Source organism: Malaciobacter marinus, from assembly GCF_003544855.1.
GTDB lineage: Bacteria > Campylobacterota > Campylobacteria > Campylobacterales > Arcobacteraceae > Malaciobacter > Malaciobacter marinus.
Genome location: NZ_CP032101.1, coordinates 2706693 through 2726571 on the forward strand (window position 1 = coordinate 2706693; position 19879 = coordinate 2726571).

The window sequence follows — 19879 nt, forward strand, 5'->3', positions numbered from 1 at the left end:
TCAAAGGTATTTATTAAAGTATTTTTATTTTAGTGTTCCTATTTTTTGTCCATATTTTACTTTTTGATTTAGTAATTCTTCTAATTCAACACTATCTTTTTCCCAAACCATAACAACAGTTGATCCCATTTTAAAGTAACCCAATGTTTGACCTTTTTTTACTTTTAAATCGTCATATTTAATTACTTTTATATCTTTTGCATTAGTATTTGTTTCTACACTTGGTTCAAAATCAAATACCATTTGCCCTACATTTAAAGCTCCAACAAAAACCATATAAAAAATTTTATTATCTGAAAAACACTCTAAAATCACTCTTTCATTTTGAACAAATAAATCAAGTTCTTTATTTAAGTATTTTAAATTAACAGGATAAAGCTTTCCTGGAACATGAATAAGTTTTTTAATTTCACAATCAATAGGTGCATGATACCTATGATAATCACTTGGAGCAAGATAAAAATTCATATATTTTCCATCTTTTACCATAGGGAAAGTATCAGTACAATAATAAGTAAGTAAATCTTCAACAGAATATTCCATACCTTTTATTTGAAAAAGAGTCTCTTTATGTAAACTCCCTGATTGTGTAATAAAACTATCAGAAGGAGAGATAAAACTATTTTCATCTTCATTAATTTCTCTTGGGATTGCCAATTCTCTTGTAAATAAATCAGTTAAAGACTTATAATACTTAGCATTTCTAAATTCGCTCATATCAATTTTAAAAATTTTAACATATGTATTGTTAATAAATTTTTGAAAAAATGAGGGGAACTCTTTCTTGGCAAACTTTCCAAAATATTGCGAGATCAAGTTTGTAATGTGCATTATTTTCCTTAATAATTCATTTTAATTAACTATTCTATCAAAATATCACTTGATTTTTAAAATATTAATATAAATTTCTAATGTAAGATAATTTAGTGTATCTTTAAGTTAATATTGCATTACTTAAATAAACAAATTATATATAAGGAAAAGTTATATGCATAAAATCGTAGTAGCAAATCAATGTGGTTGTTTTAAAAGAAGTGACCTTGAGAATAATATCAGTTTTACTTCAAAAGATGATGCTCTTTTAAAAGCAATACAAATGAAAGAAAAAATGAATGAAGAGTTCTGTGGAAAACATGAGTTTCAAGTTGAAGAGATGCAAAATAATTTTGTTATTTCATTTTTTACTCCTAAAAAATCTTCATGTTGCGGAGATGGATGTTGTAGCTAACAACTTCCATCTCAACTTTGTATAAAATCTTACAAATTTAGATAAAATTATAAAAATCAAAAAAGAGTCTTTATGAATTTAAAAAAAACTTTAAACTCCTCAATAAAAAGTATTTGGATTATACTAAAACTTGTTATACCAATTTATATACTTGCTGAAATACTGTTTTATTATAATACTTTAGCATATGTATCATTTTTAGTTGAACCATTTACTTCTATATTAGGTTTACCAAAAGAAGCAGCATTATCAATAATTAGTGGAATGTTTTTGAATCTTTACGCAGCAGTTGCTTTTGCAGCTCCACTTGATATGAGCCCACAACAATGGACTGTTCTAGCAGTGTTTTTAGGTATTTGTCACTCTTTAGTAGTTGAAAGTGTGATTATGAAAAAAATTGGTTTATCAAACACTTACTCTTATCTTTTAAGATTTTTTGCAGGATTAATAGTTGCATATCTAACTACCTTTATTCCTGCTAGTTATTTTATGTCAAATATAAATATTGAAGCTTTTGAAGAAAAAAGTTATGATAGTTTAATATCTTTACTTCAAATTTCAGCATATAATGCCTTTATTTTGTCATTGAAAATTATTGCTTTAATTACTGCTTTAATTTTTATAATGGATTTTATAAAAACAAGAGATTTTATACAAAAAAGTGGGAAAAATATTAGTAAAAGTTTTTCAATCTTAGTTGGTGTATTTTTAGGAATAACATATGGAGCAGGTATATTAATAGAAGAAGCAAAAGGTACAAGTTTAAGTAAAAAAGACATCTTCTTTATTGGTACTTTTTTAATGATTTGTCATGCTATTATTGAAGATACTTTATTGTTTGTAATTTTTGGAGCTGATTTTACTATTATAATTGCTATTAGAACAGTAGCTGCAATAATTATTTCTTATGCAATGTTATATTTCTTTGATAAAAAATATTCTAAAACTACAAAGCAAAGTATTTAATTTAATACTTGCTTTGGAATAAGAATATATAGTTTACCCTTTTCTTTCATTTTACCTGCATATTCAAATGCTTTATCACCAAATCCCCAAAAAAAGTCAGCTCTAATTTCCCCTTTAATTGCTCCACCAACATCAGCAGCAACCATTAATTTGTTTATATCCTCTTTTGTAACAGGGTTTGAAGTTGAAATGAATACTGGCATACCTAAAGGAATATAACTTCTATCAACAGCAAGATTTCTTTTTGAAGTAAGTTCAACACCTAATGCTCCTGTTGCACCTTGTTTTGACTCTCTAAAAAATACATAACTTTCATTATGATTTAAAATTTCATCTATTTTGTCTGGGTTTTTATCAAAATATGCTTTCATTCCTTGAATAGAAGCACTATTTCTATCAATAAATCCATTTTTTAACATATACTTTCCAACAGATTTATATCTTCTTCCATTTTGGTTTGCATAACCTACATTTAAAATTGTGCCATCTGTTAATTTTACTTTGCCAGAACCTTGTATATGAAGTAAAAAAAGTGCAAATTTATCATCAACATAACAAATAGGTTCTAAGTTCTCATTTGCATGCTTTTCAAGTTGGGCTCTATCTTCATATGGAACTAATTTATTTCCTTTTAATTTACCTCTTAATCTATACTTTTTAAGTTCTGGGTAAACATTACTTAAATCAACTGTGATCATATCTTTTGGAGTTTTATAAATTGGATATTTATAAGTATCATCTTTTGTTAAACTTCCATGAAGTAATGGCTCATAATAACCAGTTATTACACCCTCATCACTTCCTTTATTATCTATTAGTTTATAAGCTTCAAAATTTGAGATAAAAAAGTCTCTTGCATTATTTTCATCATCTGCTTTTAAACAAACTTCTTTAAACATTTCATATCTTTTTGAACGTGTACAAGCTTTTTTAAATACTTCAAATGCATAATCTAAATCATCATTATAAAAGTCTTCAATATCATAAAAATTGACTTTTTCTAAAGATGCCTTTGAGATATCATCATACTTTTGATACTCTTTTACAGAACACCCAGTAAATATATAAATAGTAATTATAAAAATTAGTAGTTGTCTCAAAACTGCTCCTTTAATTTTGCAGTATTTTAACATCTTAAAGTAAATGTTTTATTACAAAGAATTATTGACCTTGAGGATGAACTTCTTTTAAGCCACAGTGTTTGCATCTATATTCAAACTCTATAACTCCTTGGCAGCCATGATTTTTCAAAACTCTTTTTGTAATAGCTTCATTTTTAAAAGTAGTATTAGTTTTCTCATCAAAGAATGTTCTTGATTTTTCCCCACAATTTGGGCACTCACCTGAGTTTAACTTTGATACTCGTTTATGTTTAGTTTTAAAGTAAAGTAATACAGAGAATATTACTAATAAAAAAGTAAGTAGTAGGAATATTAGTGTTTGCATAAGGGAAGTTACCTTCCCTTTGCAAATGTAAAATTAAAATGCAAGATTATTCAACCTCAGCATCAATTACATCATCGTCATCTTTTTTAGCTTTTTTATTTGCTTGTGCGCCACCTGCTTGTCCACCTTGAGCTTGTTGCTCTTTAGCATACATAGCTTCTGCTAATTTATGACTAACTTCAGTTAAAGCTTTAACTTTCTCTTCAATTTGCTCTTTTGTTGCATTTTCATCTTTTAAAACTTCTTCTAAAGCTGCTGCTGCATCTACGATTTTTTGTTTTTCTTCTTCTGATACTGCACTTTCATTCTCTTCTAAAGTTTTTTTAGTTGAATGTAATAAAGAGTCAGCTTGATTTCTAACTTCAATTACTTCTTTTCTTTTTGCATCAGCTTCTTTATTTGATTCTGCTTCTTGTACCATTTTTTCAATTTCTTCATCACTTAATCCAGATGAACCAGAGATTGTAATTTTATTCTCTTTTCCAGTACCTTTATCTTTAGCACTTACATTTAATACACCATTTGCATCAATGTCAAATGTTACTTCAATTTGAGGCACACCTCTTGGAGCTGCTGGAATATCTGAAAGTTCAAACATACCTAAAGATTTGTTATCTTTTGCAAACTCTCTTTCACCTTGAGTTACATGAATTGATACTGCTGGTTGGTTATCTTCTGCTGTACTAAATACTTGAGATTTTTTAACAGGAATAGTTGTACCTTTCTCAATTAATTTAGTCATAACTCCACCTAAAGTTTCAATACCTAATGATAAAGGAGTTACATCTAATAATAATACATCTTTTACATCTCCTTTTAATACACCAGCTTGAACAGCAGCACCTTTTGCAACTACTTCATCAGGGTTAACACCTTTGTTTAAATCTTTTTCAAAGTAATTTTTAACAATTTCATTTGCTTTTGGTAATCTTGTAGAACCACCAACCATGATAATTTCTTGAATTTCATTTTTATTTAATCCTGCATCATCTAAAGCAGTTTTAATATGAGATAAAGTTTCATTAATTAAATCTTCTGTCATAGACTCAAATTTAGCTCTTGTTAAAGATTTTACTAAGTGAACTGGTCCTGCATTACCCATTGAAATAAATGGTAAGTTAATTTCTGTTGATTCTGCTGAACTTAACTCTTTTTTAGCATTTTCAGCTGCATCTTTTAATCTTTGTAATGCCATTTTGTCATTTTTAATGTCAAAACCATTTTCATCTTTAAACTCTTTTGCTAACCAATCTATAATTCTATTATCAAAGTCATCTCCACCTAAGAATGCATTACCATCAGTTGAAAGTACTTCAAATGTTCCATCACCAATTTCAAGAACTGTAACATCAAATGTACCACCACCTAAATCATATACAAGAACTTTTTCTTCACCTTTTTTATCTAAACCATAAGCTAATGATGCAGCTGTTGGCTCATTGATAATTCTTAGTACATTAAGACCTGCAATTGTTCCTGCTTCTTGAGTTGCTTTTCTTTGTGCATCATTAAAGTATGCTGGTACTGTAATAACTGCATCAGTTACAGTCGTTCCTAAATACTCTTCTGCATCAGCTTTTAATTTTCCTAAAATTTTTGCAGAAATTTCTTGAGGAGTATATACTTTATCTCCAATCTCAACTGCTGTTGCGCCATTTCTATTTACAATTTTATATCCAACTTTTTCTTGTGCTTCTTTAGCATTTTCTTCTTCCATCATAAGGCCCATGATTCTTTTGATAGAATAAATTGTTTTTTCAGGGTTTGTAATAGCTTGTCTTTTTGCAGGATCTCCTACTAAAACCTCTCCTTTATCTGTAAATGCTACAATTGATGGTGTTGTATTTTTACCTTCTTTATTTGCAATTACTTTCGCTTCTCCACCTTCGTAAACTGCCATACAAGAGTTTGTTGTACCTAAGTCAATTCCAATTACTTTACTCATTTTATTTCCTTATCAAGTTTAATTTTATTTTTAATAATTTTTCTAATTTATTTAGTTTTATGACATTTCGGTCAAACTTATCTATTTTTTACAAATAGAAACCATTGAAGGTCTTAGTAATCTCTCTTTATACTTATAACCTTTTTGTAGTTGTTGAACTATTTGTCCATCTTCATGTTCAGAACTATCAACTTGCATTACTGCATCATGGAAATTTGGATCAAACTCTCCACTTGTATCAATAACACTAATTTCATGTTTTTCAAAAACTGTATAGAAGTTTTTGATTGTTAATTCAACACCTTCTTTTAATTTTTTAAGTAACTCTTCTGCTTTTAAATCACTTGCAGACTCTTCTGCTGCTAATGCCATTTCTAAAGTATCAATTGGTGTTAATAAATCTTTTGCAAATTTTTCACTTGCATAATCAATTGCTTGATACTTCTCTTTTTCTAATCGTTTTTTTATATTTTCAAAATCTGCATGAACTCTTAAGTACTTATCTTCTGCTTCTTTTAACTTCTCTTCAAGTTCAGCTTTTACACTTTCTACAGTCTCTTCTTTAACCTCACTAGTAGCATTGTCTTCACAAGTTTGTTCTTCTTGATTCTCTACCACTTCTTGTTGTATTTCTTCTTTTTTTTCTTCGCTCAATTTTTACTCCTAAGACATACTAATTTGATTATAAAAATATTCATAATCTTTTGATAATTCGCCAACTATTAGCATTTTAGAATTATATCCTTTGATATTACACTCATGACAAATTGCAGTGTAACCAATTGGCAACAACTCTTCAAAATATAATCCTTCTTCACATCTATCTATAACTTCTCCATTTAAAAATGAATTAATAATAGTCTCATCAAAGTCATAACTAAGAGCTAATCTTAAAAACTCTTTTGTATTGTAAATTGAAAGATCTCTTTTTTTCACAAATTGTGAAATTTGTTCATAAAGTTCATAAGCACCTACATCTTTTGAAATTTTTATTATATGATTGATTTCTAAACCAATCATATCTTGTAAAAATCTGTAAAGTGCTGATGAGAACTTAATTGTAATTGGAAAATTATCAAATTCTAAAATCATATATTTATCTTGAATATTAATAATATTTACCAATTTATCATTTTTAAGTTCTTTTATAAACACAGTAATACCAATATTTTGAGCCAAATACTCAATAGTTCTTAAATCAACAAAAGATAGTTTAAAATTTAATTTGCTATACCAATATTGCTTTAAAGCTTCTGTAGTTGGAGTTCTTCCACTACTTGCATGTGCTTGAGCTAAATAACCCTCATCACCTAACTTTTTAAAGTAACCTCTAATAGTAGCAGGTGAGTAAGCAATATCATACATTGATTTTAACTGACTAGAACCAATAGGTTCACAGTGTTCAATATATGCTTTGATAATAGACTGTAATAAAAACTCTTTTTTATCAATCATTAAAAACCAATCTTTTGAATTTTAGCACTCATTATCTTGAACTGCTAAAGTATTATAACTTATTGAGTGTATATTTGTCAAGTACTTTTTGAGTCTTTTTTTATAAAAGTTTTTAAATACCTATTTTTACCTTTTATACAAAATATATTTCATCTTTTCTTTTCTATTTATATAATATTTACTTATATATTTTTATAAATAATTACTTATATTTATTAATTAAAATATCTTTCAAAACCTTTATATAATAATAGTTTTGATAAAATTCTTAAAAATTAATTATAAGGAAAATTTATGAAATACCAAGTTAGCACTTCTAAGACTTTAGAAGAGACTTATGATGCACTTCAAAAATCTATCAGTGAAAATAAATTTGGACTTCAACATACTCATAATGTACATGAAAAACTTAAAGCCAAAGAGGTTGAACTTGGAAGAAGATGTCTTATTTTAGATATTTGCCAACCACATATTGCTAAAGAAATTTTAGATATTGATCCAAGTGTTAGTTCAATCTTACCATGTAGCATCTCTATATATGAAGATGAAGGGAAAACAAATATATGTGTTGTTAAGCCATCATTCATATTTCCTCAACTAAATAAAGATTTAAAAGAAGTAATGCAAAGAGTAGAAAAAACTATTTTCAAAATAATAGATGAAGCTGCTTAAACACTTAGTGTAAACTCATCATATAAATACTTAGGAAGTTTCTTTTCTAACTTTAAAGTTAAGTTGATGGGTTTTTCACCCTCAAATTTAATAGTATTTGCTAAGCCTAAATATATAAAGTTTTGAGTCTTCTTATCAACTGTTATATATTTTCTTACAAAAATATGAAGTTTAACTTTATGCTTGATATTTTCTATTAATTTTTCTCCATCACCTTTGTTAATAGTTGCATTTGGTTTTGTTTGCCAAGAAAAAGTATCATTTGTAAAAAATACATTACTATACCTTCTACTTTTTATTGCATTTTGTTTATCTAAGTTTATAAATAAAAAATAATCATTCTTATGCTTTAACTGACCACTTCCTCTAAAAGAGCTATGAATCTTATCTAAGCTACAAAGTAATGCTATATTTTTCATATTATACTTTTCATATAGTTTTAAAAATGGTAAACCATAATAAACTCTTTCAAACTCTTTTTCATACAATAAAACTCCATACTCTAAACTACTTTTTATAAGCTCTTTTTGCTTTTTTATTTCTAAGCATTTTTTAAAAACTTGAGTAACTTTTAAAACTTCATCTTCTAAATATACAACTTTTTCATATCTTTTTATTTGTGCGCTATCAAAAAACTCTTGATTTAAATATCTAAAACTATGTTTTACTGTTTGTAAATCAACTTTTTCTTGATACTTTAAAACTTCATTTTGTGCAGTTTTTAAATCAATATAATCATGATTTAAAAGATACTTTAATATTGCAAACTCATGAACTCTTTTTAGTTTTATATGAGAATCAATAAATCTAATAATCTTTAAAAAACTCAATGAAAATTCATTTTCTTGTTTTTGTACTTTTAATACAAATTCAATATAAGATTTACTCTCATCAATAAAATCTTTAGGATTAAGTGTTGTTTCATAAGCTATAAAATCAATAAGAGTTGGAACTTTTTTAATATCATTTTTAAACTCAATAAACTGCTGTTTTAAATATCTAAAACTATTAAAGTTCTCTTCATCAAGTTGTTTTAAAACTCTTTTTTTTGAGATTTCATCCATATATATAAATGTATTATTAGATATTGTTGCAAAGCTATTATTTAAAGCAAGTTTTATACTATCTTTATCAATTGCTTTATTTCCTAAAAGTGCAAAGGCTATTAAATAAGCTCTATTGTGATTTCCAATAAAATCTAATACTGTTAAATACTCTTTATCTTGTGTTTTTCTAAGACCACGTCCAAGTTGTTGAATAAATACTGTTGATGAGCTTGTAGGTCTTAACATCAAAATAGTATTAACTTTTGGTATATCAACTCCTTCATTAAAAATGTCTACACTAAAAATAACTTCTAAACTCTCATCTTCATTTTCAAGTTGTTCAATGGTTAATTCTCTTTTTTCAACACAATCGCTTCCAAAAAGAGTAGTTGAATATATACCTGCTTTATTAAACTCATCATTCATATATTTTGCATGCTCTTTATTTACACAAAAAGCTAAAGCTTTTCTTTTTTTATTATCATGAGCATAAAATTTCATTTTTTCAATTATAAATTCAACTCTTTTATTTACACTTAATAGTTTTGCTAACTTTGAAAGATCATCTAAGTTTGTATTTTCATAATCTATTACAATATCACTTATTCCAAAATAGTGAAAAGGTGCAATTAGTTTCTGTTCTAATGCCTCATTTAATCTTAAATCAATTGCAACATTATCATCAAAAACTTCATAAATATTTTGTTTATCACTTCTATTTGGAGTTGCCGTTAAGCCTAAAGTAAATTTAGAATTAAAATATAAAAAAACTTTTTGAAAAGATTCACTTGCTATATGATGAGCTTCATCATAAATAATATAATCAAACTCATCTTTTTTAAAAAGTTTTAAATTTTTACTTATTGTTTGAATAGTAGCAAAAATATAATCATTATCAAGCTCTTTTTTATTTCCTGTAAAAAATCCAAAACTTTTTGATTTTATAATTTTTTCAAAACTAAATTTTGATGAAATCAAAATATTTTCCCTATGAGCTAAAAATAAAACCTTTTTAGCTTCAAACTCTTTTACATCAAAAGCACTAAGATATGTTTTGCCTGTTCCTGTTGCACAAATTGCTATTGCTTTTTTTTGATTGTTTTTTCTTAAATCTTTTAAGTTTTTAAGAGCATGAATTTGCATACTATTGGCTTTTATCTTTTTTTCAAAAATAAATTTTTTATCTACTTTTACAAATTTCTGCTTTAAAAATTTTTCATATGAATTTAAAAAATCTTCATCTACATAATATGCTTGCTTAAATAAAGAATCAAACTCATTTAAAACATCAAGAGTAAAACTATCTTGTTTTTTACTTCCTATTTTTAAATTCCACTCTACATTTGATTTAAATGCACTTGCAGTTATATTTGAAGAGCCTACAACTATTTTATAATCTTCTTCATACTCAAAAATATAAGCTTTACTATGAAACCCCACATCACTACTATCAAAGACTTTTAATTGTATATTAGTAAACTCTTGAAGTTTTTTAAGTGCTTTTACTTCTGTAAAATTTAAATATGTTGATGTTAAAACTTTTCCTTTAACTGCTTTTTGTTCACACTTTTTTAAACTATCAAGTAAAAGTTGTAATCCACTATAATTTATAAAAGCTACATTAATATAAAAACTTTTACAAGAGTTAAAAAGAGTTGTTAAACAGTTATAAAAATTATCTGTTTTATTATTTACAATAAGTTTATTCATCTATTTAAAAATCATCTTTATAAATAAAAAACAGACTATAAATAAGAATTAGTACACTAATAAATAAAATAATTGTAAAATTCCATCCAACTAATTGATAAAACATTGCAGGAACTACAGAACCCACTGCTCCACCAATATAATAAAAAGTCAAGTACATACCAGAAGTTAAAGATTTTTGTGACTCTTTTATTGAGTTTGCAATTCCTGTGCTTACACTATGAATAGTAAACATTCCTATACAAAAAATAAATAACATAAAAAAGACAAAAATCATATTATCACTAAAAAAAGAAAAGTTAACTAATGTAAAAATTAAAGCTCCAACAAGTATGGTATTTGATTCATTTTTTAAAATTTTGATAATTTTTTTTGATAATAATGAGACAACAATACCCATTCCATAACCTAAATAGAGTAATCCAATTTGAGATTCTGTTGCATTTGGAATTAACTCTTTCATTCTAAATGGCAAAATATTAAGTAGTCCTGCAAATACAAAAAAAGTTGTAAACATCAAGGAATAAATTAAAACGAACCTTCTATCTTTTAAAATTTCTACTACATCACTTAATTTTGCTTTAGTAAGATTAGTATCTCCTTCAAAAGATAATTTTCTTATAAAAAATAGTGCAAAAAATAGTGCAATAGATAAAGACATAAATACAGCTCTCCATCCAAACTCTGTTGCAATAAATCCTGATACTACACGCCCTACCATTCCACCAAATACAGTTGCTGCAACATAAATTGCCATATTATACTTCACATTTTTTTTATCACTATTTGCTAAAATACTCATACAAGAAGTTATTATAGCTGGAATTACAAGTGATTCTATAACTCTAATTGTCAAAAACATTTCATAACTATTTGAGTAAGATAAAATAAAATTTGTTACAAGTAGTATCACTGAAGCAATAAAAAGCATTTTTTTAGGACATATTGATTCTAAAACATATCCATAAATAATAGGTGCAATTGCAAGTGAGAACATAATTACAGCAGTAAATTGTGATGCTTGTATCATATTAATATCAAACTCTTTAGCTAGCAAAGGCTGTAATGGCTGGGTTGCATACATAATGGAGAATACTACTAAAATTACATATATAATTATCATAAGTTGTTGATTTTTCATTTTTAGATTATACCATAAGTAAAAATTTTATTTAAGTTTGCATAAATTTTACATATGTTACATTTTTATAATTATTGCAACTATTGTGCAATTAATATACAATTTTAATACTATTATTTATCATAAATATATTATAATACATTTATGATATAATAATTGTGTTGTGATTATGTCATTGCAAACATACAAAAATCAAAAAGGAGAACATATGAAGAAGCTTGCTACAGCTGCTTTAGTAGGAGCATTAACTCTTCCAGCATTTGCTGCTGAGTTTATTACAATTGGTACAGGTGGAGTTACTGGAACTTATTACCCAACAGGTGGTGCTATTTGTAGACTTGTAAATCAATACAAAAAAGAGACTAAAATTAGATGTTCAGTAGAATCAACAGGTGGTTCAGTTTACAATGTAAACACTATTAAAAATGGTGAACTAGATTTTGGTATTGTGCAATCTGACGTTGTTTATCAAGCATCAAAAGGTACAGGAAGATATCAAGGTGATGCAGTTAAAAAATTAAAGTCAGTAATGGCAATTTATCCTGAATTATTAACTTTAGTATCAAGAAAAGATGCAAACATAAACTCTTTAGCAGATGTTAAAGGAAAAAGAATTAACTTAGGTAATCCAGGTTCTGGAAATGAAGCTACTGCTTTAAACTTATTTAAAGTAAGTGGAATCAAAAAATCTGATTTAGCGTTTGCTGGTGCTTTAAAAGCTTCTGAAATGCCTGATGCATTAAGAGATAACAAAATTGATGGTTATTTTTATATGGTTGGACATCCAACAGCTAATATTAAAGATGCTTCAAATTCTGTTGATGTAAAAATTGTTCCTTTAGAGGGAAATAATGTTGATAAATTAATCAAAGAAAATCCTTATTTTGCAAAAGCAGATGTTCCTGGTGGAATTTATAAGGGTAACCCAGATGGGACTCCTACATTTGGTGTAAAAGCGGTACTTGTAACTAGTGATGACGTAAGTGAAAAAGCTGTATATACAGTAGTTAAAGCAATTTTAGAAAATTTCGAAAAATTCAAAAAACTACATCCTGCATATGCAAATATTACAAAAAAATCATTACTTGATGGTTTAAGTGCTCCTTTACATGAAGGTGCTAAAAAATACTTCAAAGAAGCAGGTATTTTACAATAAAGTTTTCGAAAGCATTATGCTTTCGAAACAATATTGTCATATTTCATTTAATTCACATTTTTGTTTATTTTTACATGAAGTATGGCAATAACTCTAATTTACTTAAGGTATTACTATGATAGAACGAGACAAACATCACACTCTTGATGAGCTTGAAGTCGAACAGGCAAAAGAAACGGAGAATATAGTTAATGATTTAGAAGGACAAAGAGTGTTTGGAACACAACACTTTGAGTTTTGGCTAATTTCTGCAATAGCTTTAGGATGGACACTATTTCAACTTTATATTGTAATAGAACCACTAAACTCTACAATTGCAAGATCAATACATTTAACATTTGCATTGGTATTATCATTTTTAATCTATCCTATGTTTAGAAAAGAGTATTTTCTAAAAAAAGTTAGATGGTTTGGTTACACATTTGCAACATTAGGACTTTGTACAGCTGGATATATAGCATTTTTTTACAATGATTTAGCATTAAGACCAGGTGATTATACAATGGTTGATATTTCTGTTGCTCTTTTAGGTATTGTAATTTTAATAGAAGCAGGAAGAAGAGTATTAGGATTTGCATTAAGTTTAATAGCAATTATTTTCTTAGCTTATGATGTACTTGGGCCTTATATGCCTGAGCTGATTATTCATAAAGGTGCTAGTTTTAATAAACTTGCAGGACATATGTTTTTAACAACAGAGGGTATTTTTGGTGTTCCTTTAGGTGTTTCAACTGGTTTTGTATTTCTATTTGTACTTTTTGGTTCACTTTTAGATAAAGCAGGTGCAGGTGAATATTTTATTAATTTAGCATTTGCATTACTAGGAAGATTTAGAGGTGGTCCAGCTAAAGCATCAGTTGTGGCATCTGGATTTACAGGTATTATGAGTGGTTCATCAATAGCAAATACAGTAACAACTGGTACATTTACAATTCCATTGATGAAAAAAACAGGATTTAGGCCAGAACAAGCTGGTGCGGTTGAAGTTGCAGCATCTACAAATGGTCAACTTATGCCTCCTGTTATGGGTGCAGCTGCTTTTATTATTGCAGAGTTTTTAGCATTAAGTTATACTGATGTAATTTATGCTGCTTTTATTCCTGCTTTTGTTTCTTATTTTGCACTATTTTATATAGTTCATTTAGAAGCATTAAAATTAGGTTTAAAAGGTGCAAATCCAGAAGATTTACCTCCAAAACTACAAACATTTTTAAGAGGTATTCACTATTTAGTTCCAATTTTCTTTTTACTTTATACTTTAATGATTTTAAGAGAGAGTGCTGCAAGTGCTGCTTTTAATGCAATTTCTCTTTTAATGCTACTAATGGTTGTTCAACATCCATTTAGAGCAATTCTTTATAAACAAAAAATTACTAAAGAAGTTTGGGTTAGTGGTTTTATTGATATTTTAGCTGGATTTATAAGTGGAGCTAAAAATATGGTTCCAATTGCTGTTGCAACTGCGCTTGCTGGTATTGTAGTAGGTTCTATTACACTAACAGGTCTTGGACAAGTATTACTAGAAGTTATTGAAACAATTTCAGGTGGAAATATATTTATTATTCTTATTTTAGCAGCTATCGTATCACTTATTTTAGGTATGGGTTTACCAACAACTGCTAATTATATTGTTATGGCATCATTAACTGCACCAGTTATTTTAACACTTGCACAAGATAATGGATACTTAATTCCTGCAATTGCTGCGCATTTATTTGTATTTTACTTTGGTATCCTAGCAGATGATACACCTCCTGTTGGTCTTGCAGCATATGCAGCTGCAGGTATTGCAAAATCTGATCCAATTAAAACAGGTATTCAAGGGTTCAAATATGATATTAGAACAGCAATTTTACCTTTTATGTTCTTTTTTAATCCAGAGTTATTATTAATTTCAGGAGTTGATTCATTTAACCCATCAGATCCAAGTGGATGGATTTGGATAACAGACCCACTACAAGTAGTAATTATATTTGTAACAGCACTTATTGGTATGTTAGCATTCTCTTGTTTTACTCAAGGATATTTTTTAACATGGACAAATGTTATAGAAAGATTTATATTTTTAGGTATTGTTCCATTTATGTTTTTACCAAAAATAGTAGAAGCAAAACTTGCCTTACCAAGTCACTATATTTCATATTTAATTGGTTTAGCAATTTTTGTATTATTGTATCTTTTCCAAAAAGCAAAATTAAAAGCAAATAATACATCAAAATATGAAGTAGAATTATAAATAAAGTATCCATTTAGGATACTTTATTATAATTAACTATTAATTATCTCTTTATCTAAAAAAAGGAGTACTTCTTATGAATATATTAATAGTTCACTCTCATCCAGAAAAAAAATCTTTTAACGCATCTTTAACAAATAAAGCAAAAGATACATTAACAAAACAAGGTCATAGTGTAGAAATATCAGATTTGTATGCAATAAATTTTGATCCTGTTGAAAAAGCTGAACACTATAAAAATAGAGTTAATAGTTCTAGATTTGATGTGTTATCAGAACAAAGAAATGCATACAAAACAGATACTTTAGCAAAAGATGTAAAAGAAGAGATAGAGAAAATAAAAAAGTGCGATTTACTTATTTTACAATTTCCTTTATGGTGGCATCAACAACCAGCAATGCTTAAAGGATGGTTTGATAGAGTTTTTGTTGCTGGTGGTCTTTATACTAGTAAAATGAGATATGATCAAGGATACTTCAAAGGGAAAAAAGCAATCTGTTCTGTTACTTCAGGAGCCCCTTTATCTACTTTTACACAAAATGGAAGAGGTGGAGGTGAAATAGAGTCTATTCTTAGGTCTATTACTTTCTCTTTACACTATATGGGATTTACCGTTTATCCAACTTTTTTGTCAACAGAGATTCAAAATAAAGATTTCACATATAAAAGTGAAGAACAGTTCAAAATAGATTTAGAAAAAAATTTAAAAGATTGGTCTTCACATCTTAAAAATTTACATAAAGTTGAACCTTTAAAATTTTATGGTTGGAAAGATTGGGATGAAAAAGGAAATGAAAAAAGAGATTGAACTCTTTTTTCTATTTTATAAAAGGCTTTTCAATTATGTATCCATAACCTTTATGAGATATAATAAAATCATCATTTTTAACTTTATCTTTCAATCTTTTCATTACTGTTCTAAAAGCTGAATCATTTGTATTAATATCATTCCAAACATGCTTTTTAAATGTTTCAACAGATACAACTTCGCCAAAATTATTAATAAGCACACTTAAAATTTCTGCTTCTTTTTTTGATAGCTTAACTATTGTTTCTTGGTTATATAGTTTATTTGTTGATTTATTATAAGTATAAGTTTTATTAATTGTTATAAGTTCTTCATTTACTTCTATTTTTCTATCTGCAAGTACTTCATCTTTTGCTTTTTGAAGCATTTCCATCATATTATCAATATTTAATGGTTTTACAAAATATCCTAAAACTCTTAAGTTAATAAGTTTTAATAAATCATCTTCATTCTTATGGGCACTTACTATAATAAACCTTTGATCATTAACTAATTTCAATATATCATCAATCATTTCAATACCATTTTTATTTGGCATTTTTATATCTGTTAGTACTAAATCAAAAGATTTATTTAATGCATAGTTTTCTTGAAACTTTTGACTACCATCTTCCCCATCACAAGCAACAACTACCTCATCAAATATCGTATTTAAATAAAAAGACAAAGTCTTTCTAGCTAACTCTTCATCTTCTACTAATAAAACTCTTGTATTAAAAGCTTCCATTTTCTATTCCTATTTATAGTTAAACTTTATAATAACAAATTTGCTCTTTAAATTGGTAAAATTATTCTAAATTTTACCCCTTTATCTATATTTGTCACCTCAATTTTCCCATTCATATTCTTTTCTATAATTGTTTTTGCCATATAAAGTCCAATACCTGTTCCTTGGTCTTCAAACTTTGTTGTAAAATATGGCTCAAACATTCTTTCTAATATCTCTTGTTCAACTTCTCCACAATTATTTTTTAAAGTGACTTTTACATTATTCTCTATTTTTGTTACTCTTACTTGTATTATTGGATTAAATTTCTCTTGTTCAAGTTTTATAATTGCTGCTTCACTTGCATTATTTAATATATTTACTACAACTTGTTGAAATTCACTTTGATAACCATGTATTTTTACATCATCACCAATTAATTCAATAGTTGCATTTGCTTTTTCAAGTTGCCCTTTAACTATTTTGATACAAGCTTCTATTGATTTTTTAATATCAAAAATTTCTTTATCTTTTGTGGGTTTATAAAAATTTCTAAAATCGTCAATTGTTTGTGACATATAATCAATTTGAACCTTTGCACTTTTAATTGAATCATTTAATTCATCTTTAGTAAAGTTTCCATAATTATCTCTAATAAAATGAACTAAAAGATTGATATTATTTAAAGGTTGCCTCCATTGATGTGCAATACTTCCAAGAACTTCACCCATAGAAGCTAGTTTACTTTGATGTGCTAAAAGTCTATCTTTTTCAACATTCTTTTCAACCTCATCTTCAATTTTTTGTTTAAGCTCTTCTTCTGTCATCTTCATTTTTGTAATATCATTAATATATCCATAAAGATGAGTTACTTTTCCAAAATGATCTTTTAATAAAATTGTTCTATTAAATACCCATTTTGTATTACCTTTTTTATCTTTTACTCTATAAATAATTGTAAAAAAGTAATCATCTTTTTCAATTGCTTTTTTTATTCTTTGTTTTAAAGGTTTTATATCATCTTCATGAATTACATCGATATAATTAATACTATAATTAAACTCTTGTGTTTCATAGCCATAAGAGTTAATACTTTTAGAAACATAATCAACACTTAAATTGTCATCATTATTCCATTTAAAAATAACTATTTTTCCCATCTCAACAAGTAGTTCAACATTTTGTAATTCATTAGTTAATTTCTTGCTTTGATCTATATCCATAGACATCATAAGCATTCGATTTGATTTTTTTGTACTTGTATTAAAAGCTTTTCCTCTTACAAAAACCCACTTATAATTATTATCAAAAGTCCTTAGTCTATATTCACATAAAAAATGTTCTGTTCTACCTATTAGATGTTCATTAAAACGATAGTTTACTTTTGGTCTATCATCAACATGAATCAACTCTAACCACTCATCAAAGTTTTCAACTCTTCCTCTTTTATAACCAAACATTTCAAGCCATCTATTTGAAAAGAATATCTCTTTTGTATCAAGGTTTATATCCCATAAACCATCATTTGATGCAATAATTGCTAATTCATATCTTTCTTTCCATTTTTTATACAAAGAGTTTTTAGTTTCTAATCTTTTGTTATATCTATTAAATAGTGTATTTACAAACTTTGCAAAAGCAACAGATAAAAAGACCATAAATAATGCAATTAGAATTATAACTGTAATAGAAACTGCAAGTTTTGTATGATATTGCTTATTTATCTGTTTTATTTGTTTATATATTTCAAAACTTTTCACTGTTACTAAAAACTGATATTTTCTAAAATTATAAATTTCATCTTCTAATTGCTCAAAATCTTTTTTAATATACTTTGTAAAATTAACTCTATCTTCTTCTAAAAGATTTTCTTCATCAATTTTATGAGCTTTATTATAATAATTATAAGTATATCCATTTTCATAATCATAAAACCATAAATAAGTATTTTCATATGCTTTACTTTTAGAGACAATAGAGTTTTCAATTGTTTTTCTAGTTAATGCTTGCATATCATCAATCTTTGAAAATGCCCCAATTATCCAGTTTTTAGATTCAATTTTTTGAAAATAACTAAGTCTTATATCTCGTTTTTGATTATCTAACCAATAAATTAGGTTTTCATCTCCCATATAAATAATATTTCTTAACATCTGTTTTTTAAAATAGTCTGTTTTCATTTTTGAATTTGTTAAAGTTTGCAAATATGAAATTAAATCTGCACCCTTTAATATCTCAAAACTATTTGAATTAAATACAACAAAATCAATTTCCCTTTGTATTTCTAAACTATTTAATGCATTTTTAATATCATCAAATTTTACTTCATGGTTATTTGATTGTAAAGCTTTTATATGTCCATTTATTTCAAAAACACTTCTATTTAACTTATCTTCAATATCATCAAAACTTGCACTTGAGTTATACTTCACATCGCTAATATATGATTTTAAAATATTTCTTTTTTTATATTTGTCTTTTTGTATTAATAATTCAATTTGATTACTTTTTTTATAATCTAATACAAGTGTGACTACCACTATTGATAAGGTTGCGATTATTAAAACGAAAGCTAAAGGTGTTAATATAATATGCTTTTTTATATCGCTTAAAGTATTAAATCTTTTCTTTTTTAAAAACATCAATAAAATACCTTTGCTAAATAGAGTCCATAAGGACTAGCTGGAGTTTTATAGATATGCTTTTGTTTATTTAGTTGTAAAAGTAAATCTTCTTTTGTTAACTTACCCTCATTAATTTTAATTAAAAATCCCACCATAAGTCTAATTTGTGAACGCAAATATGAATTTGCTATAAATTTAAATACATATATATCTTTATATTTATAAAAACAAGTATCAAAAATCTCTTTTATAAATTTTTCTTTATCACTACCTTTTTTATGAAAGTACTCAAAATCATGAACTCCAATATATAGTTTAATTGCTTCTTTAATCTTTTGTTCATCTATATTTGGGACATGTAATATATATTTTGAATTAAAAGCTGTAAGTGGTTTTGGTGTAATAAGATATCGATAAACTCTTTTTTTTGCATGGAATCTTGAATGAAATTCATCACTTACAAAACTAATTTTGTTAACTCGAATTGATAATGGTAAGTGCCTATTTAAAATATCTTTTAATCTCTTTAAATCTTCCCAATAAGAAGGTAAAATACAATTAAAAACTTGTCCCGTAGCATGTACATTCTTATCTGTTCGTCCACTTAAAATTATTTTTGTTTTTATATTTAAAGATAAAAAAGCCTCTTGTAATTTGTTCTCAACACTCTTACCATTTGGCTGAATTTGAGAACCTTGATATAGTGTGCCATCATATGAAATAGTAAATTTAGTATTCAT

At 26.6% G+C, this 19879-nt stretch carries 17 protein-coding genes; 6 read left to right on the plus strand and 11 right to left on the minus strand.

Features of this window, described 5'->3' with window-relative positions; all coding sequences use genetic code 11:
- Positions 1–24: 24 nt before the first annotated feature.
- Positions 25–831, minus strand: a complete 807-nt coding sequence (locus AMRN_RS13065; protein ID WP_099310791.1) for a phosphatidylserine decarboxylase — start codon at positions 829–831, stop codon at positions 25–27.
- Between the two features lie 157 nt (positions 832–988).
- On the opposite strand from AMRN_RS13065, the gene AMRN_RS13070 reads away from it, so the two are divergent.
- Both AMRN_RS13070 and AMRN_RS13075 read left to right on the plus strand, forming a co-directional pair.
- Entirely contained in the window at positions 989–1228 is a 240-nt protein-coding gene (locus AMRN_RS13070) for a hypothetical protein (protein ID WP_099310790.1), read from the plus strand.
- Between the two features lie 72 nt (positions 1229–1300).
- The gene (locus tag AMRN_RS13075; protein WP_099310789.1) at positions 1301–2194 is read left to right on the plus strand and encodes a nucleoside recognition domain-containing protein; all 894 of its coding nucleotides are present in this window, start codon (positions 1301–1303) and stop codon (positions 2192–2194) included.
- Here AMRN_RS13075 and mltA read toward each other — a convergent pair.
- From mltA to AMRN_RS13100, 5 genes are all read right to left on the minus strand, one after another.
- Complete coding sequence (gene mltA / locus AMRN_RS13080) at positions 2191–3294, minus strand: murein transglycosylase A (RefSeq protein ID WP_099310788.1); 1104 nt, start codon at positions 3292–3294, stop codon at positions 2191–2193. The two genes, AMRN_RS13075 and mltA, sit on opposite strands and share 4 nt — an antisense overlap.
- 61 nt (positions 3295–3355) lie before the next feature.
- A complete protein-coding gene (locus AMRN_RS13085; protein WP_099310787.1) occupies positions 3356–3640 on the minus strand; it encodes a hypothetical protein in 285 nt (94 codons plus the stop codon).
- A 46-nt stretch (positions 3641–3686) separates the two neighbouring features.
- A complete protein-coding gene (gene dnaK / locus AMRN_RS13090; protein WP_099310786.1) occupies positions 3687–5585 on the minus strand; it encodes a molecular chaperone DnaK in 1899 nt (632 codons plus the stop codon).
- Positions 5586–5666: 81 nt separating this feature from the next.
- Positions 5667–6239, minus strand: a complete 573-nt coding sequence (grpE, locus tag AMRN_RS13095) for a nucleotide exchange factor GrpE (protein ID WP_099310785.1) — start codon at positions 6237–6239, stop codon at positions 5667–5669.
- A 9-nt stretch (positions 6240–6248) separates the two neighbouring features.
- Positions 6249–7040 (minus strand): heat-shock protein, encoded by a 792-nt coding sequence (locus AMRN_RS13100; protein WP_099310784.1) that lies wholly within the window; start codon positions 7038–7040, stop codon positions 6249–6251.
- Positions 7041–7334: 294 nt separating this feature from the next.
- Between AMRN_RS13100 and AMRN_RS13105 the strand changes: the two genes are divergently transcribed.
- Complete coding sequence (locus AMRN_RS13105; RefSeq protein ID WP_099310783.1) at positions 7335–7712, plus strand: DUF302 domain-containing protein; 378 nt, start codon at positions 7335–7337, stop codon at positions 7710–7712.
- Here the strand turns inward: AMRN_RS13105 and AMRN_RS13110 are convergent.
- Both AMRN_RS13110 and AMRN_RS13115 read right to left on the minus strand, forming a co-directional pair.
- The gene (locus AMRN_RS13110) at positions 7709–10468 is read right to left on the minus strand and encodes a DEAD/DEAH box helicase (protein WP_099310782.1); all 2760 of its coding nucleotides are present in this window, start codon (positions 10466–10468) and stop codon (positions 7709–7711) included. The genes AMRN_RS13105 and AMRN_RS13110 overlap by 4 nt on opposite strands.
- Before the next feature lie 4 nt (positions 10469–10472).
- Positions 10473–11609, minus strand: a complete 1137-nt coding sequence (locus tag AMRN_RS13115; protein WP_228150809.1) for an MFS transporter — start codon at positions 11607–11609, stop codon at positions 10473–10475.
- 208 nt (positions 11610–11817) lie between these two features.
- Between AMRN_RS13115 and AMRN_RS13120 the strand changes: the two genes are divergently transcribed.
- From AMRN_RS13120 to AMRN_RS13130, 3 genes are all read left to right on the plus strand, one after another.
- Complete coding sequence (locus tag AMRN_RS13120; protein ID WP_099310781.1) at positions 11818–12765, plus strand: TAXI family TRAP transporter solute-binding subunit; 948 nt, start codon at positions 11818–11820, stop codon at positions 12763–12765.
- A gap of 115 nt (positions 12766–12880) precedes the next feature.
- On the plus strand, positions 12881–15001 hold the full coding sequence (locus tag AMRN_RS13125; RefSeq protein WP_099310780.1) for a TRAP transporter permease: 2121 nt from the start codon (positions 12881–12883) through the stop codon (positions 14999–15001).
- Positions 15002–15077: 76 nt separating this feature from the next.
- Positions 15078–15809 carry an NAD(P)H-dependent oxidoreductase gene (locus AMRN_RS13130; protein ID WP_099310779.1) on the plus strand — a complete coding sequence of 244 codons (732 nt, stop codon included), beginning with the start codon at positions 15078–15080 and terminating at the stop codon, positions 15807–15809.
- A 10-nt stretch (positions 15810–15819) separates the two neighbouring features.
- Here AMRN_RS13130 and AMRN_RS13135 read toward each other — a convergent pair whose 3' ends face one another.
- Genes AMRN_RS13135 through truA form a run of 3 tightly spaced genes read right to left on the minus strand, consistent with a single transcriptional unit; the run spans position 15820 to position 19879 of the window.
- Positions 15820–16536, minus strand: a complete 717-nt coding sequence (locus tag AMRN_RS13135; RefSeq protein ID WP_099310778.1) for a response regulator transcription factor — start codon at positions 16534–16536, stop codon at positions 15820–15822.
- 47 nt (positions 16537–16583) lie between these two features.
- Entirely contained in the window at positions 16584–19157 is a 2574-nt protein-coding gene (locus AMRN_RS13140) for a PAS domain-containing sensor histidine kinase (protein ID WP_099310777.1), read from the minus strand.
- On the minus strand, positions 19157–19879 hold the full coding sequence (gene truA / locus AMRN_RS13145; RefSeq protein WP_099310776.1) for a tRNA pseudouridine(38-40) synthase TruA: 723 nt from the start codon (positions 19877–19879) through the stop codon (positions 19157–19159). The genes AMRN_RS13140 and truA overlap by 1 nt, the downstream gene beginning before the upstream one ends.